Origin of the sequence: Trinickia sp. LjRoot230 (assembly GCF_964253315.1) — a bacterium.
Classification (GTDB): domain Bacteria; phylum Pseudomonadota; class Gammaproteobacteria; order Burkholderiales; family Burkholderiaceae; genus Trinickia.
Map to the genome: position 1 here is coordinate 491166 of NZ_CAXUQX020000001.1, position 21697 is coordinate 512862.

Annotated in this window: 20 protein-coding genes; 7 read left to right on the forward strand and 13 right to left on the reverse strand. The window is 63.0% G+C overall.

Annotated elements, in window-relative coordinates; all coding sequences use genetic code 11:
• Window positions 1–40: 40 nt before the first annotated feature.
• Together ACSQ20_RS02415 and ACSQ20_RS02420 are read right to left on the reverse strand one after the other, a co-directional pair.
• The gene (locus ACSQ20_RS02415) at window positions 41–601 is read right to left on the reverse strand and encodes a DUF1415 domain-containing protein (protein WP_436017096.1); all 561 of its coding nucleotides are present in this window, start codon (window positions 599–601) and stop codon (window positions 41–43) included.
• 8 nt (window positions 602–609) lie between these two features.
• A complete protein-coding gene (locus ACSQ20_RS02420) occupies window positions 610–1242 on the reverse strand; it encodes a TetR/AcrR family transcriptional regulator (RefSeq protein WP_436017098.1) in 633 nt (210 codons plus the stop codon).
• A 172-nt stretch (window positions 1243–1414) separates the two neighbouring features.
• On the opposite strand from ACSQ20_RS02420, the gene ACSQ20_RS02425 reads away from it, so the two are divergent.
• Complete coding sequence (locus ACSQ20_RS02425) at window positions 1415–2701, forward strand: MFS transporter (protein WP_436017100.1); 1287 nt, start codon at window positions 1415–1417, stop codon at window positions 2699–2701.
• Between the two features lie 12 nt (window positions 2702–2713).
• On the opposite strand, the gene ACSQ20_RS02430 is transcribed toward ACSQ20_RS02425, so the two are convergent.
• A complete protein-coding gene (locus tag ACSQ20_RS02430; protein ID WP_436017102.1) occupies window positions 2714–4189 on the reverse strand; it encodes an MFS transporter in 1476 nt (491 codons plus the stop codon).
• A 221-nt stretch (window positions 4190–4410) separates the two neighbouring features.
• On the opposite strand from ACSQ20_RS02430, the gene ACSQ20_RS02435 reads away from it, so the two are divergent.
• Window positions 4411–5661, forward strand: coding sequence for an Hsp70 family protein (locus ACSQ20_RS02435; protein ID WP_436022871.1), 1251 nt, complete (start codon window positions 4411–4413; stop codon window positions 5659–5661).
• A gap of 94 nt (window positions 5662–5755) precedes the next feature.
• On the opposite strand, the gene ACSQ20_RS02440 is transcribed toward ACSQ20_RS02435, so the two are convergent.
• Window positions 5756–5959 carry a cold-shock protein gene (locus tag ACSQ20_RS02440; protein ID WP_436017104.1) on the reverse strand — a complete coding sequence of 68 codons (204 nt, stop codon included), beginning with the start codon at window positions 5957–5959 and terminating at the stop codon, window positions 5756–5758.
• A 394-nt stretch (window positions 5960–6353) separates the two neighbouring features.
• Between ACSQ20_RS02440 and ACSQ20_RS02445 the strand changes: the two genes are divergently transcribed.
• On the forward strand, window positions 6354–7943 hold the full coding sequence (locus tag ACSQ20_RS02445) for an APC family permease (protein WP_436017106.1): 1590 nt from the start codon (window positions 6354–6356) through the stop codon (window positions 7941–7943).
• A gap of 4 nt (window positions 7944–7947) precedes the next feature.
• Here ACSQ20_RS02445 and ACSQ20_RS02450 read toward each other — a convergent pair whose 3' ends face one another.
• The 6 genes from ACSQ20_RS02450 to hemA all read right to left on the reverse strand — a co-directional run bounded on the left by ACSQ20_RS02450 (window position 7948) and on the right by hemA (window position 13368).
• Entirely contained in the window at window positions 7948–8748 is an 801-nt protein-coding gene (locus ACSQ20_RS02450) for a DODA-type extradiol aromatic ring-opening family dioxygenase (RefSeq protein WP_436017108.1), read from the reverse strand.
• 128 nt (window positions 8749–8876) lie between these two features.
• On the reverse strand, window positions 8877–9476 hold the full coding sequence (locus ACSQ20_RS02455; RefSeq protein WP_436022873.1) for a UbiX family flavin prenyltransferase: 600 nt from the start codon (window positions 9474–9476) through the stop codon (window positions 8877–8879).
• A gap of 55 nt (window positions 9477–9531) precedes the next feature.
• The gene (gene grxD, locus ACSQ20_RS02460; protein WP_436017110.1) at window positions 9532–9843 is read right to left on the reverse strand and encodes a Grx4 family monothiol glutaredoxin; all 312 of its coding nucleotides are present in this window, start codon (window positions 9841–9843) and stop codon (window positions 9532–9534) included.
• A gap of 104 nt (window positions 9844–9947) precedes the next feature.
• A complete protein-coding gene (gene prmC, locus ACSQ20_RS02465; RefSeq protein ID WP_436022875.1) occupies window positions 9948–10838 on the reverse strand; it encodes a peptide chain release factor N(5)-glutamine methyltransferase in 891 nt (296 codons plus the stop codon).
• A 57-nt stretch (window positions 10839–10895) separates the two neighbouring features.
• Complete coding sequence (gene prfA, locus ACSQ20_RS02470) at window positions 10896–11978, reverse strand: peptide chain release factor 1 (protein ID WP_436017112.1); 1083 nt, start codon at window positions 11976–11978, stop codon at window positions 10896–10898.
• A 103-nt stretch (window positions 11979–12081) separates the two neighbouring features.
• Window positions 12082–13368, reverse strand: coding sequence for a glutamyl-tRNA reductase (hemA, locus tag ACSQ20_RS02475; RefSeq protein ID WP_436017114.1), 1287 nt, complete (start codon window positions 13366–13368; stop codon window positions 12082–12084).
• A 278-nt stretch (window positions 13369–13646) separates the two neighbouring features.
• On the opposite strand from hemA, the gene ACSQ20_RS02480 reads away from it, so the two are divergent.
• The 3 genes from ACSQ20_RS02480 to ACSQ20_RS02490 are packed head-to-tail and all read left to right on the forward strand — an operon-like array spanning window position 13647 to window position 16396.
• Window positions 13647–13901, forward strand: coding sequence for a hypothetical protein (locus ACSQ20_RS02480; protein WP_436017116.1), 255 nt, complete (start codon window positions 13647–13649; stop codon window positions 13899–13901).
• A 14-nt stretch (window positions 13902–13915) separates the two neighbouring features.
• Complete coding sequence (locus ACSQ20_RS02485) at window positions 13916–15742, forward strand: aminopeptidase P family protein (protein ID WP_436017118.1); 1827 nt, start codon at window positions 13916–13918, stop codon at window positions 15740–15742.
• Between the two features lie 24 nt (window positions 15743–15766).
• The gene (locus ACSQ20_RS02490) at window positions 15767–16396 is read left to right on the forward strand and encodes an HAD family hydrolase (protein WP_436017120.1); all 630 of its coding nucleotides are present in this window, start codon (window positions 15767–15769) and stop codon (window positions 16394–16396) included.
• 41 nt (window positions 16397–16437) lie between these two features.
• Here ACSQ20_RS02490 and ettA read toward each other — a convergent pair whose 3' ends face one another.
• Both ettA and ACSQ20_RS02500 read right to left on the reverse strand, forming a co-directional pair.
• On the reverse strand, window positions 16438–18105 hold the full coding sequence (gene ettA, locus ACSQ20_RS02495; RefSeq protein WP_436017122.1) for an energy-dependent translational throttle protein EttA: 1668 nt from the start codon (window positions 18103–18105) through the stop codon (window positions 16438–16440).
• Between the two features lie 73 nt (window positions 18106–18178).
• Window positions 18179–18871, reverse strand: a complete 693-nt coding sequence (locus ACSQ20_RS02500) for a TetR/AcrR family transcriptional regulator (protein WP_436017124.1) — start codon at window positions 18869–18871, stop codon at window positions 18179–18181.
• Window positions 18872–18982: 111 nt separating this feature from the next.
• On the opposite strand from ACSQ20_RS02500, the gene ACSQ20_RS02505 reads away from it, so the two are divergent.
• Window positions 18983–20224: a glycosyltransferase gene (locus ACSQ20_RS02505; RefSeq protein WP_436017126.1), complete on the forward strand. Its 1242-nt coding sequence runs from the start codon at window positions 18983–18985 to the stop codon at window positions 20222–20224.
• Between the two features lie 22 nt (window positions 20225–20246).
• Here the strand turns inward: ACSQ20_RS02505 and ychF are convergent, their stop codons facing one another.
• Entirely contained in the window at window positions 20247–21341 is a 1095-nt protein-coding gene (ychF, locus tag ACSQ20_RS02510) for a redox-regulated ATPase YchF (RefSeq protein ID WP_436017128.1), read from the reverse strand.
• Window positions 21342–21697 lie beyond the last annotated feature (356 nt).

A 21697-nucleotide genomic window follows, 5' to 3' on the forward strand; every position in this document is an offset into this window, starting at 1 on the left:
GCATCGCCCAACGTCGCGTCAGATTGTCAGCCGCAAGCGGTCAGTCGTCCTCGCTCATCCACCTGCGCCAGCCCTCGTGGCCGAGGCGGCGCATCGTGTCGATGTTGCGCTCGTAGATATCGGCGGCGTCCGGGAACGCTTGCACCGCGCGTGTCAGGCTCGCTTCGCGCAGCAGGTGAAGGATCGGATAGGGCGCTCGATTCGTGTAGTTCTCGATATCGTCCGTCGCGCTGCCTTCGAACTGATACTGCGGATGAAAACTGGCAATTTGCAGCACGCTTTGCAAGCGAAGCTGCGTCACCAGCCGATCCGCCAGGACCAAGCAATCGTTGAATTCATCAAAATCGGCCAGCACGTGCGGAAAGATCAGCAGCGTGGTGTCGAGTTCATCCGCGTCCGTTTCATTCAGTCGCTTCAATTCGGTTTCAAGGTCGGTCAGCACGCCTTCGACGTCGCGCACATCGCTCGGTGCGTAGCGGATCTGGTTTTTCGTATACACGCCTTTCGCAAACGGACACAGATTCAAGCCGATGACCGCACGTTCGAGCCAGTGGCGTGTCGCGGTGACGACCGCGTCGTGTGAAGCGAGGCAGATTGTCATGATGGGCCTTACGATTTGACCGGGCAGGCCGCGGCAACCAGTTGTGCAGCAAGGCGCGGCGCAGCCTTGACCGGCCCGCAGCCGGGGCCGTACGTCTGGCTTGCCGCATAGACGCCCTCGATCACCAAGGCCAATGCGTTCGCCAAGTAATCGGGGTCGTTCGCGCCGGCTTCGCGTGCAAGCGTCGTTAAGCGCTCCATCAATTGCGCCTTGTTGCGGCCCACGCATTGCCGCGCCGGGTGCTGTGCGTCGGGAAATTCGGCCGATACGTTCACGAACGGACACCCACGGTAGCCCTCCATCGACGCGCGCTTGGCAAGGTCTTCGAAATACTGGGCGATCTGCCGGACGGGGTTCCCCGGGTGCTGGGCGACGCTGCGCTCAAAACGTTCAAAAAAACGCACGCTTGCCTGTTCCAGGTAGGCCACCACCAATTCGTCCTTCGATGAGAATTGCCGGTACAGGCTCATCTTGTTCACGCCGGCACGTTCCACTACGGCATCGACGCCCACCGCACGCACACCTTCCTGATAAAAAAGCTCGCCGGCGGCACGCAGCAGCAATTGCTGCGCGGTCGACCCGGCGGTATGGGGACGGGCTCGCGCGGGGGCTGGCGCTTGGTCTGTGATGGTACGGCTCATGTCAGGCTTCCTTCGGGTGACTCGCTTGACATGTTACCGATCAGTCACTACGATGGCAACTCATGTTTGTTACAGGCCGGTCACAACAACGGTGAGCAGGTCGGAAGTCGGAACGTATCGATAACGAATAACCACGCGCCGCCGTGCCGCGCGTCATCAAAAAGGAGTGCCGATGAATTGGGCAGCTAAACGAATTGGAGGGCGGTTTCACTATGGCTGGCTGGCCGCCGCGGTCGTATTTCTTGTCTTGTTGGCGGCGGCCGGCACGCGTGCGACGCCGAGCGTGATGATGTTGCCGCTCGAGCACGAGTTCGGCTGGAGCCGGGCGACGATTTCGCTCGCCATCTCCGTCAATATCGCGCTGTATGGGCTCACCGGTCCGTTCGCGGCGGCGGCGATGCAGCGTTTCGGCGTGCGGCCCACCGTGCTCGGCGCGCTGATGGTAATGGCGGGCGGCGTCGCGTTGTCATCGCTAATGAGCGCGCCGTGGCAAATGGTGCTGATCTGGGGCGTGATGGTGGGAGGCGCCACGGGCGTTGCGGCGCTCACGCTGGGTGCGACGGTCGTCAATCGCTGGTTCGTGAAGCGCCGCGGGCTCGTGATGGGCCTGCTGACGGCGAGCTCGGCCACCGGGCAGCTCGTTTTTTTGCCGATGCTCGCCTCGGTCGCGCAGCATTATGGATGGCGGCCTGTCGTGTTGATCGTCGCTGCGGCAGCCGGCATCGTTGTGCCGCTCGTCTTGTTCCTACTGCCGGAGCGGCCCGCCGATGTCGCGCTGCGGCCCTATGGCGAGTCGCCCGACGCGCCGCCTGCTGCCGCCGGCACGATGCAAAACCCGCTTGCGCTTGCCTTCGGCACGTTGCTGCAAGCCAGCCGCTCGCGCGATTTCTGGCTGCTTTTCTTCAGCTTTTTCGTCTGCGGCGCGAGTACGAACGGCTATATCGGCACCCATCTGATAGCGATGTGCGGTGACTACGGTATGACCGAGGTGCAAGGCGCATCATTGTTGGCGGCAATGGGCATCTTCGATCTGGTCGGCACGACGCTGTCCGGCTGGCTCTCCGATCGCTTCAACAGCCGTGTTTTGCTGTTCTGGTATTACGGGCTGCGCGGCATTTCGCTCATTTTTTTGCCGCACGCGTTCGGTTTCGACTTCTACGGTCTGCCGCTTTTCGCGATGTTCTACGGGCTCGACTGGATCGCCACCGTTCCACCCACCGTGCGGCTGACGACCGATGTTTTCGGTAAAGAGGCCGCGCCGGTGGTGTTCGGCTGGATCGTGGCCGGCCACCAACTGGGCGCCGCATTCGCCGCTTATGGTGCCGGCCTGCTGCGCGCGAGCCTCGGGACGTACACCGTCGCGTCGACGGTTTCCGGCAGCTTGTGCCTCGTCGCCGCGCTCGTCGTGTTGCGCATTGCACGCCGCCGTGTGGTCACGGGCTTGAGCCCGGCAGGCTAACTAACTAACGAATCATTCCTCGTCGCGCAGCGCGGAAAGCGGCAACGCAACATGCTCGAGCGACTTGCGCTCTGCGTCGACGCCCCATATCGCGGCTACGAGCGCGGCGGCGAGCATCAGGCCCGAGCCGACGAGATAGCCTTCGAAGACGGCACTGCGCTCATGCGTGTCGATCAGATATCCGAAGAGCGCGGGCCCGGCGACCCCGCCGATGCCCGTGCCGAGCGCATAGAAGATGGCGATGGCGAGCGCGCGGATTTCGAGCGGGAACGATTCGCTCACGGTGAGATAAGCGGAACTCGCGGCGGCCGAGGCAAAGAAGAAGATCACCATCCATGCCGCGGTTTGCTGCACGACGTCGAGCCATTGCCGCTCGAACAGGTAGCCGCTGCCGATCAACAGAACACCTGAAATCGCGTAAGTGAACGCGATCATGGTCCGGCGGCCGAGTGTGTCGAAGGCGCGCCCGAGTACCAGCGGCCCGAGAAAATTACCGAGCGCGAACGGCAGCAGATACCAACCGACGTGCGCGCCGGGCACGTGATAAAACTCGGTCAGCACGAGCGCGTAGGTAAAAAAAATTGCGTTATAGAAAAAGGCTTGCGCCGTCATCAGCGACAGTCCGACGAGCGAGCGCCGACGGTGGAGCACGAATAGCGCGTGAAACACTTCGCGAAGCGGCGTATGCGTGCGCTTGGCGAGTCGCAACGTGCGAACCGCCTCAGCGGTCGGAGCACGGCCCGCGCGATGAAAGCGTGCCTCGATGGCCTCTACGATTTCGCGTGCCGTGTGCGGCTGGTTGTGCGTAAGCAGCCAGCGCGGGCTTTCCGGCACCCACATGCGCATGAACACAATGACAAAGGCGAGCGCCGCGCCGATAAAAAAGCAGGCCCGCCAGCCGAGATCGCCCGGAAAAAGCCGAGGGTCCAGCAGCACCAGCGAACCACCGGCACCGAGCGCCGCGCCGACCCAAAATGTCCCGTTGATGCCGAGATCGGTCCAACCGCGCACGCGGGCGGGCGTGAACTCCTGAATCGTCGAATTGATGGCCGCATATTCGCCGCCGATACCGGCGCCCGTCAGAAAACGGAAAAGCGCGAAACTTGCGAGGTTCCACGAGAGCGACGTGGCAGCGGTTGCCGCGAGGTAGAGCGACAGCGTGATGAAAAAGAGTTTGCGTCGGCCGAGACGGTCGGTCAGCCAGCCGAAGCCGAGTGCGCCGAGCACCGCGCCGGCGATATAAGCACTGCTCGCGAACCCGATGTCGGCGTTCGAAAAGCGCAGCACGGGGCTAGCCTTCAGTGCGCCAGCGACCGCCCCCGCGAGCGTGACCTCCAACCCGTCGAGCAGCCAGGTCACCCCGAGCGCCGCCACAATCAGCGTATGAAAGCGCCCCCACGGCAGGCGATCGAGACGCGACGGCAGATCGGTTTCGATGATGTCTGCGGCACTGGGGCTGGTGACGGTGTCGAGTGCGGGCCGGCTCACGCGATCAATCTCCTGGTGAAAGCACGCCGCAAGGCGCACGATGAGGGGCGAGTAGCAAAGGTGAGCAAGCCTCGTTCCTGGCCGGTCGCCGCGAGCGGATTTGGCCGATATCGGGGCGCTCGGTATCGACCTTGCTCGTGTTGCTCGGTTGCCCGCGAACTGCGTTCGTGATAAAAAGCCGCTCCCCACCCGTATGCGTGAAGCGTGACGCCATGCCAGCGATGACTTATTGCGCGATTGACTTCGGCACGTCGAATTCGGCTGTCGCCTTGCCTGCAGCGGACACGGTGCAGCTTGCGCCGGTCGAGGGCGACCATGCGACATTGCCGACCGCCGTTTTTTTCAATACTGATGAAAATACGTGCGCCTATGGTCGTGCGGCGCTCGAGGCCTACATCGATGGTTTCGATGGGCGCCTGATGCGCTCATTGAAAAGTATTCTCGGCTCGACGCTGGCGGAGGGTACGACCGAACTCGGCGATGGCTCGGCCATCAAGTACACCGACGTCGTCACGCTGTTTCTCTCTTATCTGAAAACGCGAGCTGAAGCACGCGCACAGGCCCCGATTACGCGCGCCGTACTCGGTCGCCCGGTGTTTTTCGTCGACGACGACCCACGCGCCGATTTACTCGCGCAGCAGCAACTGGAGACCGCCGCACGGGGCGCCGGCCTGCGCGAGCTGCATTTCCAATATGAACCGATTGCGGCGGCGTTCGACTACGAATCGCGTTTGACGAACGAAGGGCTCGTGCTCGTGGCCGACATCGGCGGCGGCACCTCGGATTTTTCGCTCGTGCGCGTCGGCCCCGAGCGCGTGGGTCGCATCGAGCGCAAGGACGATGTGCTCGCGCATCATGGCGTTCACGTCGCGGGCACTGATTTCGACCGGCGCGTGGAGCTCGCGACGATCATGCGCGAGTTGGGCTACAAAGCGCTCGACCCGGAAGGGCGCGAGGTGCCAAGTCGAATCTACTTCGACCTCGCGACATGGCATCTGATCAACACGGTCTACACGGGCAAGCGCATCGGCGAGCTGCGGTTGACGCGCCACCTTTATGTCGACGTGGCGCATCACGAGCGGTTGCTTCGCGTGGTCGAGCAGCGGTTGGGTCATGCGCTCGCCGCGCGGGCGGAAGAAGCGAAGATCGGCGTAGCGGCGGGCGGCGCGACGTCGATCGATCTCGATCAAGTCGAAGCCGAGTTGCGGCTCGCATTTGACGAGGCCGAGCTTGTCGAGGCATCGATCGAAGAAACGCGCCGCATCGTCGAGGCCGCGCACGAAACCGTGCGCCGCGCAGGCGTGGCGCATCGGGATGTGCAGGCCATCTATTTCACGGGTGGTTCGACCGGGCTGGCATTCCTGACGCGTGCGCTGGCCGAAGCCTTCGGCCATGCGCATCCGGTGTTCGGTGACCGGCTTGCGAGCGTTGCAACGGGCTTGGGCATTTACGCGCGCGCGGTGTTCGCGTGAACGTCAATGCCAATGCAAGCGCCAAATGCAAAAAAACCCCGCACGTGAAGCGGGGTTTTTGGTGGTCTGGTAAAGACCCAGACCTTAAACGAACTTACAGGGGCTTGATGTTAGCCGCTTGCTTGCCCTTGGGGCCAGTCTTCACTTCGAACTGAACTTTTTGGTTTTCTTGAAGCGACTTGAAGCCTTCTGCGCGAATTTCCGAGAAATGCGCGAAGAGATCTTCGCCGCCGCCATCTGGCGTGATGAAGCCAAAGCCTTTCGCGTCATTGAACCACTTGACGGTACCGGTTTCCATATTACTGTTTCCTAAAAATGAGTGAACAAGGCCGAAGCCCGAGGTGCATGAAAATCAAGGAAGGGTAATAGGACCAACCGGAGTACCTGAAGGCGAACTACGAAAGACCGATTCACACGCGCCACTTGAAATCCTGCCCCGACGTTATACGGCGAAAGTTCTGAGAGGTCAACTTAATTCCGCAAAGCAGCGAGGGGATTATCTCGCTCGCCCGCGCCTTAGTCAGCGCCGCCGTTTTTTCACAGTGCCAGATCATTCCATGCCCCTTTATTGGGCGCAGCCGGTAAACTACGCGCCGCGTGGCTGGGTTGCGCCCGGTTGCGGCGCTGTGGGCCGCCGCATAAGGGGCGATGTGCATGCGCCCTCGGCAATTCGATATTCGTAAGGAGAGGTTGTGAAAAGTTCTATTCAACGGAACATCGGTCCCGTCGCGCTCATGCTCACGGGACTAGGTTCGATCATCGGGTCCGGGTGGCTCTTCGGCGCCTGGAAGGCCGCGAAGATTGCCGGGCCCGCCGCAATCTGTGCATGGGTCATCGGTGCCATTGTGATTCTCGCCATTGCGCTGACCTATGCCGAGCTCGGCGCGATGTTCCCGGAATCCGGCGGGATGGTTCGCTACGCACGTTATTCGCATGGCGCCCTGGTCGGCTTCATCAGCGCTTGGGCGAATTGGATCGCAATCGTTTCCGTGATTCCGATCGAAGCGGAAGCATCGATCCAATACATGAGCACCTGGCCTTACCCCTGGGCCCATGCGCTCTTTGTCGACGAATCATTGACTCCAATGGGCATAGGGCTTTCCGCGTTACTCGTTATTGTCTATTTCATGCTCAACTACTGGGGCGTGAAGGTATTCGCACGCGCTAATACGGCCATTACCGTCTTCAAGTTTCTGATCCCGGGCCTCACGATCATTGGTTTGTTTACCGGTTTTCATCGGGGGAATTTTGGCCAGGCAAGCGACTTCGCGCCGTTCGGCTGGTCGGCCGTCTTTACGGCCGTGGCGACGAGCGGCATCGTGTTCAGCTTCAATGGTTTCCAAAGCCCGGTCAATCTCGCAGGAGAAGCACGCAACCCGGCCAAGAGCGTCCCGTTTGCCGTGATCGGTTCGATCTTGCTGGCGCTCGTCATCTATGTGTTCTTGCAGGTCGCCTATATCGGCGCAGTGAACCCCGCTGATGTCGCCAAAGGGTGGGGACATTTCAACTTCGCCTCGCCGTTCGCGGAACTGGCCATCGCATTGAACCTCAATTGGCTCGCGATCATGCTTTACGTCGACGCCTTCGTTAGCCCGAGCGGTACCGGCACGACCTACATGGCCACGACGACGCGCATGATCTACGCGATGGAGCGCAACAACACGATGCCGAAGATGTTCGGCAACGTGCACCCGTTTTATGGCGTGCCGCGCAACGCGATGTGGTTCAACCTGCTCGTCTCGTTCATCTTCCTGTTCTTCTTCCGTGGCTGGAGTTCGCTCGCGGCCGTCATTTCGGTCGCAACCGTCATCTCATATCTGACGGGGCCGGTCAGCTTGATGGCGCTGCGCCGCTCGGCGACCGAGGTTGCGCGCCCGCTGCGCCTGCCGCTGATGCGCGTGATTTCGCCGTTCGCGTTCGTGTGCGCCTCGCTGGTGCTTTATTGGGCGAAATGGCCGCTTACCGGCGAAATCATTTTGCTGATGGTCGTGGCGCTGCCCGTCTACTTTTACTATCAGGGCAAATCTGGCTGGGGCGGCTGGGGCCGCGATTGGAAGGCCGCCAGGTGGCTCGTGGCGTACTTGCCGACGATGGCCTTGCTCTCGCTGATCGGCAGCAAGGAATTCGGCGGCACCGGTGTGTTGCCATACGGATGGGATATGGGCATCGTAGCCGCCATCTCGCTCGTCTTTTATTACTGGGGCGTCAATAGCGGCTATCGCACGCATTATCTGGACGAACGCGAGCCCGAGGAAGACATCCTCGAGGGCGTCGGCGTTTAATTGCTTAGCTTTCCTTCACCTCGGGCGCGCTAAAGACATAGTTCGTCATCGCGAGTGCCCGCTGATAAGTGCCAAGCGATTGGATCCGAAGTTCATAGTCATCAGGCGCCGCGCCCAATGCCGCGAAGACGGGCAGCAAATGCTCGTCGGTCGGATGCATCAGCACGGCGTGCGGCGCCTGCCGCCGGTACTCGCACAGCGCGTCCACGTCGCGCGCCGCGAGCCGCGCCTCGAACCACTCGGTGAACTCCGCCACGCGCGGGTCCGCATCTTCGGGGTCCGCGCCGAAATCTGCCGCCCCCAGATTGTGCGTGATCTGGCCCGAGCCGACGATCATCACACCGTCATCGGCAAGCGAGCGCAACGCGCGGCCCACGCGGAAATGATGCGCCGGGTCGCGGCGCGGCTGGATCGATAGCTGCGCGATCGGCACGTCGGCTTCCGGGTACATCAACAGCATCGGCACCCAGGCGCCGTGATCGAGCCCGTGCTCGGCCGTGGCCGCTTCGATACCGTCCGCTTGCAGCAGCGCAACGGCCTGCTGCGCAAGCGCAGGAGCGCCGGGTGCGCGGTACTGGATCTCGTAAAGCGCGGCTGGAAAGCCGCGGAAATCATGGATGGTCTCGGGCGTCGGTGAAGTGCTGGCCACGCTCGCTTGCGTGCACCAATGCGCCGACAGCATCAGCACGGCGCGCGGGCGCGGCAAGTCGGTAGCCAGCGTCTGAAAGGCGCCCGACGGCAACGACGGGTCGATGGGCAGCGTCGGCGCGCCGTGGGACAGATAAATCGAGGGTAGACGAGACATGACGTAGTGGCCGCATTGCAGCGAGCGTAGAAGGAAGAGAACGGGCCTCGGGCGATAAAGGGCGGAACAAAGGCCCGCAACAAAGGTCCGCAACCAGCGGCAACGCTTATCGCGGATAACCCCGGCCGCTATTCGGGCTCGCCGCGCAGCCCCGGCCACGCGGCCGTCAGCGCCGGCCCCAGTGCAAACATGTCGAGCACGCGTGCGACGGTGTCGTTCACGAGATCGTCGATCGATGCCGGCTTGTTATAGAACGCAGGTAGCGGCGGAAACACCACGCCGCCCATTTCTGTCACTGCTGTCATGTTGCGCAGATGCGCGAGGTTCAGTGGCGTTTCGCGCACCAGCAGCACGAGCCGGCGCCGCTCTTTGAGCGTGACATCGGCCGCACGCGCGATCAGGTTGTCGGCCAGCCCGTGCGCAATGCTCGCGAGTGTCTTCATCGAACAAGGCGCCACGATCATGCCGTCGGTCGCGAACGAACCCGACGCAATGCTGGCCCCCACGTCGCGCACCGAATGGACGACGTCGGCAAGCGGATGGACGTCGTTTTTCGTCAGATTCAACTCATGCTGCAGATTGAGCCAGCCGGCGCTCGAAATGAGCAGATGCGATTCAACGCCGCCCAGTTGCTTGAGCGTTTCGAGCAGGCGCACCCCGTAGATGGCGCCCGTGGCGCCCGTTATCGCGACGATGAGCCGGCGCGGGGGCTGGCTGGACGCTTGCATCGCGTGCGGCGCAGCAGGGGCGGACGCCAATCGGGTCTCGGCCTCGGTCTCTAGCTCAGGCCGCCGCGAACAGTTGCTGCAGCTCGCCGGATTCGTACATCTCCATCATGATGTCCGAGCCGCCGACGAATTCGCCCTTCACATAAAGCTGCGGAATGGTCGGCCAGTTCGAAAATTCCTTGATGCCCTGGCGGATTTCGTCGTCGTCGAGGACGTTGACGGTCTGGAATTGATTGACGCCGCATGCCTTCAGAATTTGAACGGCGCGCCCCGAGAAGCCGCACATCGGGAACTGCGCGTTGCCCTTCATGAAGAGCACGACAGCGTTTTCGTCGACGATTTGCTTGATGCGTTGTTGCGTATTCATGGCTGGCCTTGACTCCGTGGCAGGCACGGCGTGTGGAACGGGGAAGATAATTCGAAATGATAACGGATTTCGCGGCGTCGGGCCGGCGCTGTCCGGGGCGCCGGTCAGCCCCGCACAGCGCGCTGCGCCGTGCCGCCGCTGATGCGCTCGATGCCGGCCAGATCGGCGCGCGAGCACACGGCGGCGAAGCCGTTCTCGACGAAGATCGCGCGCACGGCAGCGGCTTGGTCGTAACCATGCTCCACCCAGAGCTCACCTTCCGGCGCAATAAATTCTCGTGCGCGGGCGACGATCAGGCGGATCGCAGAGAGCCCGTCAGCCTCGTCGGTCAGCGCGCCGCGCGGCTCGAAGCGCAGGTCGCCCGTTGCCAGGTGCGGGTCGCCGGCCGCAATGTATGGCGGGTTGCTAACGATCGCGTCGAACGACAAAGCTGCATTGAGCGCGGCGTACCAATCGCTTTGCAGCAGCGTCAACGTGCCGCCGGCGCGCCGCGGGTCGAGCAGCCTGGCGGCGTTGCGCGCCGCGACCGCAAGCGCGTGTTCGGAGCGATCGAGCGCCCATACGCGCGCGTCGGGCCGGGCCGACGCAATGGCGATGGCAATCGCGCCGCTGCCAGTACCAAGATCAAGTACGCGCGGCGCGCTGACGCCTTCGATTGCGGCTAGCGCCGTTTCCACGAGCAGCTCGGTCTCCGGGCGAGGAATCAGCACGTCGGGTGTGACTTCGAACTGGAGGCCGTAAAACTCGCGGCTGCCGATCAGTTGTGCTATCGGCTCGCCCGCGGCACGGCGCGTCTCGAGCGCATGAAACGCGAGGACTTCCGGTTCGCCGAGCGGCTCATCGTCGCGCGTGATCAGTTCCGTTCGCCGCCAGCCCAGCGTGTGCGCGAGCAAGATCCTCGCTTCGAGCGCCGGCAGCGGCGAGGCGCGCAGCAGCGCTGCCGCTGTCTGGGCTGTCCCTGTTGCGCGAGAGACCGGGGAGTTCCGAGAGGTCATCATGGCCGCAAGAAGCGATGCGCGTGAACGCGTTCGATCTCGTTCACCGTTCGCCGTTCAGTCCGCATCGCCGAGCGAGGCGAGCAACTCGGCTTGATGTTCGCTGACGAGTGCGGCTATCAGATCGTCGAGTTCTCCGTCCATGATTGATTCGAGCTTGTACAGCGTCAGATTGATCCGATGATCGGTCAGCCGCCCTTGCGGGAAGTTATAGGTGCGAATGCGTTCCGATCGATCGCCCGAGCCGATCAAGCTCTTGCGCGTGGCCGCTTCCTTCGCATGTTGCTCGTGGGACTGCTTGTCCTTGATGCGCGCGGCGAGCACCTTCAGCGCTCGGTCCTTGTTCTTGTGCTGCGAGCGGTCGTCCTGGCATTCGACCACGATGCCCGTCGGCAAGTGCGTGACGCGCACGGCCGAATCGGTCTTGTTGATATGCTGGCCGCCCGCGCCCGACGCGCGAAAGGTATCGATGCGCAAGTCGGCCGGATTGATTTCGACTTCGCCGATTTCATCGGCCTCCGGCATCACCGCGACCGTGCAGGCTGACGTATGAATCCGCCCCTGCGTCTCGGTGGCCGGCACGCGCTGGACGCGGTGCCCGCCCGATTCGAACTTGAGCCGGGAATAAGCGCCCTGGCCCGCAATGCGTGCAATCACTTCCTTGTAACCGCCGAGATCGGATGCGCTTTGCGAAATCATCTCCACTTGCCAGCGCTGCCGTTCGGCATAGCGCAGATACATGCGCAGTAAATCGCCGGCGAAGAGAGCCGATTCGTCGCCCCCCGTGCCCGCCCGAATTTCCAAAAAGATGTTGCGCTCGTCATTCGGGTCCTTCGGCAGCAACATCGTGCGCAACTCGTTTTCGAGCCGCCCCATCCTGTCGCGTGCCGCACGCACCTCTTCGTCGGCAAATTCGCGCATCGACACGTCAGCCAGCAACTCTTGCGCGGTGGCCGCATCGGTGCGGGCTTGCCGCCACTGGGCGTAATGGGCGACGACGGGGCCAATCTCGGCGTGCTCGCGGGTCAGCTTGCGGTACTGGTCCATATTCGCTGTCACGTCGGCACGGCTTAGCAGGTCGTTCAGTTCGGCCAGCCGTGTCGTCAGCTGATCGAGCTTCTGTTGCATGCTCGTTTTCATGGTATGGAGCGGGGCTCCCGGAAGGAAGAGGAATCGATAAGGCGGAGGCGGTGCGCGACGGCGAATTGCACGGCGGCTTGCGAGCCAAGAACGCGCAGCGTCGCTAATGTTCGGACGGTTTCGCGTGCCGATAAACGCCGCCGAGCAGCTCGACCAGCGTGGCGCGGTCATCGCTGCTCGCGCGGTTCAGCGCGTGCGTCGGTCCGTGAATCAGCTTGTTCGTCAGTGAGAGCGACATTGCCTCGAGCACGGCGGCCGGGTCGTCGCCGCGCGCAAGCATCTTGTGCGCGCGTTCGAGTTCGGCGCGCCGCAGCGCGTCGGCTTGCGTGTGCATGTGGCGGATCACCGGCACGACGCTGCGCGCATCGAGCCACTGCATGAATTGCTGCACCCGCGTTTCGATGATCGCTTCGGCCTCGGCCACGGCCGCTTGCCGCGACGCGTTGCCTTCGCGGACGATCGCACCCAGATCGTCGACGGTATAGAGAAACACATCAGGCAGTTTGGCGACCTCAGGCTCGATATCGCGCGGCACCGCCAGATCCACGATGAAAATCGGCCTGCGACGGCGTGCCTTCACGGCGCGTTCCATTGCACCCAGACCGATGATCGGCAGCGTAGACGCGGTGCACGAGACGATGATGTCGAATTCGTGCATGCGGGCGGGCAACTCGGAGAGCGGGATCGAATGCCCGCGAAAGCGCTCGGCCAGCTTCGCACCGCGTTCGGCTGTGCGATTCGCAACAACGAGCTCGCGCGGCGACTGAGCCGCAAAGTGCGTGGCGCACAGTTCGATCATTTCGCCCGCGCCGATGAACAGCACACGCTGGTTCGAGATGGTGTCGAAGATGCGTTGGGCAAGGCGCACGGCCGCGGCGGCCATCGAAACCGACTGGGCGCCGACGGCCGTGGTCGCGCGAACTTCCTTGGCCACGGCGAACGTGCGCTGGAACAGCTGATTCAGGTAGGTGCCGAGCGCGCCAGCGTCTGACGCAGCCCGCACCGCGCTTTTCATCTGGCCGAGAATCTGCGTTTCGCCGAGCACCATCGAGTCGAGCCCCGACGCCACGCGAAAGGCATGGCGCGCGGCTTCCGATTGCGGCAGCGCGTAGACGTGCGGCGCAAGCTCGGCAGCATCCATGCCGTGATAACCCGCGAGCCATTCGATGGCCGCTTCGCGGGGCGCGCGGTCGTCCGTCGCGCAGTAAAGCTCGGTTCGGTTGCAGGTCGACAAAATGGCGGCCTCGGGCGCACCGAGCGAGGCGCGCCCGGCCCACAGCGTGCGCAACCCCCCGAGCGCGGGCTCGATTGCTTCGAGCGGGAACGCCACACGCTCGCGCAACGCGACGGGCGCCGTGTGGTGATTGATTCCGATCGTGAGCAGTTGCATATGCGGGGGCAGGCGTAACCGCCAGGTTAATAGGGCGGCACTGGGATTCCAGCCGGGTATTATAACGGTTCCATGTTTTTGAGACGGTGCCCTCGGCCGCATGCCACGCGGCTTACTTGCATAGCAGCGGGCGCATCTGCCACCGGTACCTTGCTCGAACGCATCCTTTCTCCATCCGTTACGCCCAGCTTCACATCGACAGACACGACCATGCGATTCACCACCTTGCGGCGCTTCCTCGCACCCCATTGCGCGTCCAGACCGACGCGAGGCGCCTGATGGGCTGGCCGGGGTTGATCGTGCTGGGCATCGTCGTTGGGCTGGCCGGCTGGCGCTTACACCCGCGGTACCGGGCAAGCCGCGTGCGCCCGTTTGTCGCAGTGCTCGTCGGCGTCGTTGCGGCGGGCGCCGCTGAAATGGCGGGCAATGTGGCGGGCCTCTTTTACGATGGTGGCGTGCTCGAATGGCCGATCTGCACGGCTGTCGCGCTGATCGCCGTTGCGGTGACGGTCAGCCTCGCCGCTCGCCGATAAAAACAGGTGAACCTATGAACAACCGACATTCCGACTCAACCGTACTCGACGAGGCTATTGCTGCGCGCATTGCGCGGCTGCGCGACGCGATGGTGCGCGAGGGCGTCGCCGCGTACGTCGTGCCATCGTCCGACCCGCATCTGTCCGAATATTTACCGGAGCGTTGGCAGGGCCGGCAGTGGCTGTCGGGTTTCACGGGCTCGGCGGGTACGCTCGTCGTCACAGCCGATTTCGCGGGCGTATGGACCGACAGCCGCTATTGGGTGCAGGCGGCTGCGCAGCTTGCAGGCACCGGCGTGGAACTGATGAAAATGACGGCCGGGCAGCAATCGCAGCCGCATCTTGATTGGCTCGCGCAGCGGTTGCCGGCCGGCGCGACCGTCGGCGTGGACGGCACCGTGCTGGCATTGTCCGCGGCGCGTGCGCTGGCCGATGCGCTTGGCGCGCGCGGCATTGCGCTGCGTACCGACATCGATTTGCTCGAGACCGCCTGGCCGGCGCGCCCTGGGTTGCCGGCGGGCGCCGTCTTTGAGCACCGCATGCCTTACGCTTGCGTGAATCGCACGACCAAGCTTCAAATGATCCGCCACGCGATGCGGGAAAAGGGTGCGCAATGGCATTTCGTTTCCACGCTCGACGATCTGGCCTGGCTCACCAATTTGCGCGGGGCCGATGTCAGCTTCAATCCGGTCTTCGTCGGGCATGCGCTGATCGGGCTCGAGACCGCGACGCTCTTCGTGAGTGCCGGCAAAATCTCGGCCGAGCTTGCGGCCGTGCTGGCGCGGGATGGTATCGCCATCGAGACGTATGAACGCGCGAGCGCCGCGCTCGCCGCGCTGCCCGCCGGCGCGACGCTGCTGATCGACCCGCGCCGCGTAACGCACGGGCTGCGTCAGGCCGTGCCGCAGACGGTGGCGGTGGTGGAGGCCGTCAATCCGTCGACGTTTGCGAAGTCGCGCAAGACGGCGTCCGAAGCGGCGCATGTGCGCACGACGATGGAACAAGACGGCGCGGCGCTCGCTGAATTTTTCGCGTGGCTCGAGCCGGCGCTCGGACGCGAGACGATCACGGAGCTCACGATCGACGAACGGCTCACGGCCGCGCGGGTAAGGCAGCCGGGCTACATTTGCCCGAGCTTCGCGACGATTGCGGGCTTCAATGCGAACGGCGCCATGCCACACTATCGGGCTACCGAGGCATCCCATGCGCGGATCGCCGGCAACGGGCTGCTGCTCATCGACTCCGGCGGCCAATATCTGAGCGGCACGACCGATATCACGCGCGTGGTGCCGGTCGGCACGGTCTCCGAGGCGCAGCAACGCGACTTCACGCTCGTGCTCAAAGGCATGATCGCGCTGTCACGCGCGCGCTTTCCGCGCGGCATCCGTTCGCCGATGCTCGATGCGATCGCGCGCACGCCGATCTGGGAAGCGGGCATCGACTACGGTCACGGCACGGGGCACGGCGTCGGCTACTTTCTGAATGTCCATGAGGGCCCGCAGGTCATCTCTCACTACGCGAGCGCCGAGGCTTATACGGCGATGGAGGAAGGGATGATTACGTCGGTCGAGCCGGGGATTTACCGGCCGGGCCTGTGGGGCGTGCGCATCGAGAATCTCGTCTTGAGCCGCGCGGCCGGCGAAACCGAATTTGGCGCATTCCTCGACTTCGAAACGCTGACGCTGTGCCCGATCGACACGCGCGCAATTGCGCTCACGCTGTTGCGCGACGACGAGCGCGCCTGGCTCAACGCTTATCACGAGACCGTGCGCGAGCGCGTATCGCCCCATCTGTCGGGCGATGCCAAGGCATGGCTCGAGGCGCGCACGCGCGCCATTTGATTCGAACCTGCGGGAGTGTGCTGCATGGCTGCAAAAGTTGTCGTGTTCGATTTCGGCGGTGTGCTGATCGATTGGAACCCCGACTATCTGTATCGCAAACTGATTGCGGACGAATTCGAGCGCCGGCGGTTTCTGACCGAGGTCTGTTCGATGGATTGGGTCGTGCAGCAAGACGGCGGGCAGCCGATCGACAAAGGCACCGGTGAACTCGTCGCGCGTTTTCCCGAGCATGAAGCATTGATTCGTGCGTTTTATGCGCGTTGGCACGAAATGATAGGCGGCGTGATCGCTGAAGGCGCGGCGCTTGTCGAGAAACTGGAGGCAGCCGGCGTGCCGCTTTTCGGGCTCACGAACTGGTCGGCCGAGACGTTCCCGTGGGCGTGGGAGCGGTTCGACGTATTACGGCGCTTTCGCGATATCGTCGTGTCGGGCCATGTGAAACTCGTCAAACCGGACCCGGCCATTTACGCCGAAATGTTCTCGCGTATCGAGCGGCACTTGCCGGGCGTGGCACCGAACGAGATCGTCTTCATCGACGACAACATCAAGAACGCCCGTGCCGCGACTTCGCTCGGCTGGCAGGGCGTGCATCATACGAGCGCGGCGACGACCGAGGCGCGTCTGCGCGAACTTGGCGTCGCCGTCGGCACCTGACATGAGTATGAGCGCGCCGCATGCGCGGCGCTTGCTTATCGTTATCGTGTGATGGGCTTGTAGCGCAGCCGCTTCGGCTTTGCGCCTTCTTCGCCGAGGCGCTTGCGCTTGTCCGCTTCGTACTCCTGATAATTGCCATCGAAGAACACCGCTTGCGATTCGCCTTCGAACGAGAGGATGTGCGTCGCAATGCGGTCGAGGAACCATCGATCGTGCGAAATCACCATGACCGAGCCGGCGAACTCGAGCAGCGCGTCTTCCAGCGCGCGCAGCGTTTCGACGTCGAGATCGTTCGACGGCTCGTCCAGCAGCAGCAAATTGCCGCCGGCGATCAGCGTCTTGGCCAGATGCAAGCGGCCCCGTTCGCCGCCTGACAGATTGCCCACCAGCTTTTGCTGATCGGCGCCTTTGAAGTTGAACCGGCCGATGTAGGCGCGCGACGGGGTTTCATATCGGCCGACCGTCAGCACATCGGCGCCGCCGGAGATTTCCTCGAATACCGTTTTCGAGCCGTCGAGCGCATCGCGGCTTTGGCCGACGTAGGCCATCTTGACCGTCGGCCCAACTGCGATTTCGCCTGAATCGGGCGTCTCTTGGCCTGTGAGCATGCGAAAGAGCGTCGACTTGCCCGCGCCGTTCGGCCCGATGATGCCGACGATCGCGCCGGCCGGCACTTTGAAGCTCAGATTGTCGATGAGCAGGCGCTCGCCGTAGGCCTTGCTCACGTTTTTGAACTCGATGACCTCATTGCCGAGCCGCTCGCCCACCGGGATGAAGATTTCCTGCGTCTCGTTGCGTTTTTGATAGTCCTGGCTACTCAGCTCTTCGAAACGCGCGATACGCGCCTTCGATTTCGCCTGCCGGCCCTTCGGGTTTTGCCGCACCCATTCGAGTTCTTTCTTAATCGCTTTTTGGCGAGCCGATTCGGACGCTTCTTCCTGCTTTAGCCGCGTTTCTTTCTGATCGAGCCAGCTGCTGTAATTGCCCTTCCATGGAATGCCGTGGCCGCGATCGAGTTCGAGAATCCACTCGGCCGCGTTGTCGAGGAAGTAGCGATCATGGGTGACTGCCACGACCGTGCCCGGAAAATGCGTAAGGAACTGCTCGAGCCAGTCGACTGATTCGGCATCCAAGTGGTTGGTCGGCTCATCGAGCAGCAGCATGTCGGGTTTCTCGAGCAGCAACTTGCAGAGCGCGACGCGGCGCTTTTCGCCGCCGGACAGATGCGCGACCAACGCATCCCACGGCGGCAGGCGCAGCGCATCGGCGGCCACTTCGAGCTGTTGCTCGGGGCTGCCGCCGTCGCTTGCCGCGAGAATGGCTTCGTACTTTGCTTGCTCGGCTGCGAGCGCGTCGAAGTCGGCGTCGGGTTCCGCGTAGGCGGCGTAGATCTCGTCGAGCTTCTTTTGCGCGCTGAAGACGTCGCCGAGGCCTTCTTCCACCGCTTCGCGGACCGTTTTATCCGGATCGAGCTGCGGCTCTTGCGGCAGATAGCCGATATTCAGATTCGGCATCGGCGTGGCTTCGCCTTCGATGTCGTGATCGACGCCGGCCATGATGCGAATGAGCGTCGATTTGCCCGAGCCGTTCAGGCCCAGTACGCCGATCTTTGCACCCGGGAAGAAGGACAGTGAGATGTCCTTGAGAATTTGACGCTTGGGCGGCACGACTTTGCCGACCCGATTCATGGTGAAAACGTATTGGGCCATGTGCGGAAAAACGAAATAGGGAGAAAGCGCTAGTCTTACACGTTAGCGGCCGTGCAGGCAAAGGCGGTGGGCGTCATCTTCGCGCCGCGCGTCGGTGTTTCGGCCGGAGCGGCTGGTTCAGCTGCTTCGGCTGATTCGCACCCGCAGCGCCGGTATGCGTGGCGCCTTCGAGAAACAAGGCCAGCGCAGCGTGCAATTCGTCGCGCAGATCGAGGCCCGGAACATTGAGCCAGCGCATCAGCGTGCCAAGGTAGAGGTGATGAAACCACGCTGTCAACTGCGACGTGGAAAAGTGCGCACCCAACTCGCCCGTGCGTTGCCCATCGGCGATCAACTCGCGCCAAGCCACAGCGATGTCGTCTTGCGCACCGCTTGCGCCTGTTTCCCCGGCCGTCGCTCCGATCTCGAGAAACCGATAGCGCAAATAGGCTGCGAGATAGGTCGGATGCTGCGCGCACCATTTTGCGGACGCATCGAGCACGCACGATATGCGCGCGGCGAAGCCGTTCAACTGCGCGATTTGCTCGCCGAGATGCGAAAGGTCGGCTTCGAGCTTCGCATGCATCCAGTGAGCGAGCACGGCTTCCTTGGTCGGGAAGTGATTGTATAGCGTGCGTTTCGCGACGTCGGCCTCGCTCGCGATGCGCTCCATCGTCACGGCTTCGTAGCCGAGCGCCTCGAATAGCCCCGCGGCCGTGGCCGCCAGATGATCGAGCATTTGATGGCGCTTGCGCTCGCGGCGGCCCGCATCGTTGGATAGTGTCATTGCGCTCGTTTCTGAAAAAATGCACGATGTGCATTAGTATACGATGGTCAAAATTGATCGGCGGGCGCAGGACATTCGACCGCCCGCGTACGCCAACGGAGCAACGAAACGATGAAATTTACCGTCGTGACATATGGAACGGAGGGCGATACGCGCCCGCTCGCCGCATTATGCCGAGCGCTGATGGACGCGGGCCACGAGACGCAGCTTTTGGCCGATGCTGCAACGCTCGGCGCGGCCCGCACACTGGGTGTGCCAGCGGCAGCACTTGCTGGCGACATTCGGCAGGCGCTGATGCCGGGGGAGGCGCTCGCTGATGCAATCGTCAGGAAGGGCGGCTTTGGTGCCACGGCCGAGGCACTTGCGCGTATTGCCAACGAAAACACCGCAGCGTGGATGGCACAGGCCGCCGATGCCAGTGCCGGTTGTGACGCCGTGATTGTTTCGGCGCTCGCATCGTTCGTGGGTCTTTCGGTTGCCGAGAGTCGACGTGTGCCGGCGATCGGGGCGAGCATGATTCCGATCTCGCCCACCGCCGCGTTCGCTTCTCCGTTCTTGCGACCGACAATGGTCCCACGCTTTTTGAATCGTGTGAGCCATCGCTTCGTGAACGCGATGTTGTGGCGGGCGTTTCGCACGACGACGAACGCGGCGCGCGCCACCGTATGCGGCTTGCCGAAGCGCTCCCGCGTATGGACCGAGCATCCGATTCTCTACGGTATTTCGCCTACCTTGTTGCCGCGCCCTGACGACTGGCCCGATCACGCACAGATCTGTGGCCAGTGGGTGGGGCCGGCGGCCGCATGGACGCCGCCAGCCTCACTCGACGCGTTCCTTGCGGCTGGCGAGCCGCCGATTTATGTGGGCTTTGGGAGCATGGCCGGGTTCGATACGCCCCGGTTCCTCGATGCGCTGGTTGCGGCCGTGGGCAGCCGCCGCGCACTTTTTTATCCGGGCTGGAGCGGCATTGGCCACGGAGCGTTGCCATCGAATTTCCACGTGATTGGCGATACGCCTCATGCGTGGCTTTTTCCCCGCGTGTCGGTCGTCATTCATCACGGCGGCGCGGGTACGACGCATTCGGCTGTGAGGGCCGGCGTCCCTTCGGTCGTTGTGCCTTTTGCGGCCGATCAGTTTTTCTGGGCGCATCGGCTTACGGCGCTCGGCGTGGCAGGGCCACCTATCGATGCAAACAAGTGCGCGCCCGCAGCCTTTGCGGACGGTATCGCTTTTGCGCTGCGGCCTGCCGCGAGGCAGCGTGCCGCGGCGCTGGCTGCTCGAATGGCGACGGAAAACGGTACTGCGCGCGCGGTTACGACGATCGAGGCTATCGTGCGTGCGCGCGGGAAGTGAGAGCGGGTATCGCGGCGACGCGTCAGACGTTAAAGAGAAAGTTCATCACGTCGCCATCATGGACGACATACTCTTTGCCTTCCGCGCGCATCTTGCCGGCTTCTTTCGCGCCTTGCTCGCCCTTGAAGGTGACGAAATCGTTGAACCCAATCGTCTGCGCCCGGATGAAGCCGCGTTCGAAATCGGTGTGAATCACACCGGCCGCTTGCGGTGCCGTATCGCCGACATGGATGGTCCATGCGCGCACTTCCTTCACGCCGGCCGTGAAGTACGTTTGCAGGCCGAGCAGCTTGAAGCCCGCGCGGATCACACGGTTCAGGCCCGGCTCGTCCATGCCCATATCGGCTAGGAAGACTTCCTTGTCCTCGTCGGCCAGATCGGCAATTTCGGCTTCGATGGCCGCGCACACGGCGACGACGGGCGAGCCCTCGGCTTGCGCGTGTTCGCGCACGGCATCCAGATGCGGGTTGTTTTCGAACCCGTCGTCTTTCACGTTGGCCACATACATCGTGGGCTTGGCCGTGATGAGGCAAAACGGCTTGAGCAGTGCCGCTTCGTCGTCCGACAGGTCGAGCGCGCGGACCGGCTTGGCCGTGTCGAGTTGCGCGCGCGCTTTTTCGAGCACGGCGGCGAGCTTGACGGCTTCTTTGTCGTTGCCGGACTTGGCCGCTTTCGAATAACGCGAGAGCGCTTTTTCGACGGTGGCGAGATCCGCGAGTGCGAGTTCGGTGTTGATGACTTCGATGTCCGAGAGCGGGTCGATCTTGCCGACGACGTGGATCACGTTTTCGTCTTCGAAGCAGCGCACCACGTGCGTGATCGCATCGGTTTCGCGGATGTTGGCGAGGAACTGATTGCCGAGGCCTTCGCCCTTGCTGGCGCCGGCCACGAGCCCGGCGATATCGACGAACTCGACGACAGCCGGCACGACCCGTTCGGGTTTGACGATTTCGGCCAGCGCATCGAGCCGCGCATCGGGCACCTCGACCACGCCGATGTTCGGCTCGATCGTGCAAAACGGATAGTTCTCGGCGGCGATGCCCGCCTTGGTCAGGGCGTTGAAGAGGGTGGACTTGCCGACGTTAGGCAAGCCGACGATGCCGCATTTGAGGCTCATTGAAAGACCTTTCTGGATCAATCTGTTGCGGTTGCTCGTCGCATCTTTTGCTGTCCGGCGATGGACAAAAGCGCGGCAGCCGCAAGGTGAATTCGGGGACGAGACAAGCGGTACGGAGGGGGATGCTGATCGATCCCATTCCACGCTCGGCTTGCGCTCGGAAAGTGGCAATTGTAACGCTTTCGGGTGGTCGGGTCGGCGAGGGGGCGGGACGGTCGGGGAGGATTTTGCGGTTCCCGACGAGCGGGAGGCAACCATTCGCAGGACGAGTGTTTCATGCTTTTCAGATGCCGCAGCGTCTGAATCTTATGGCGGTTGACCTCTTTCACTCCCCGCATCGCATAGCGTCTCGAAAC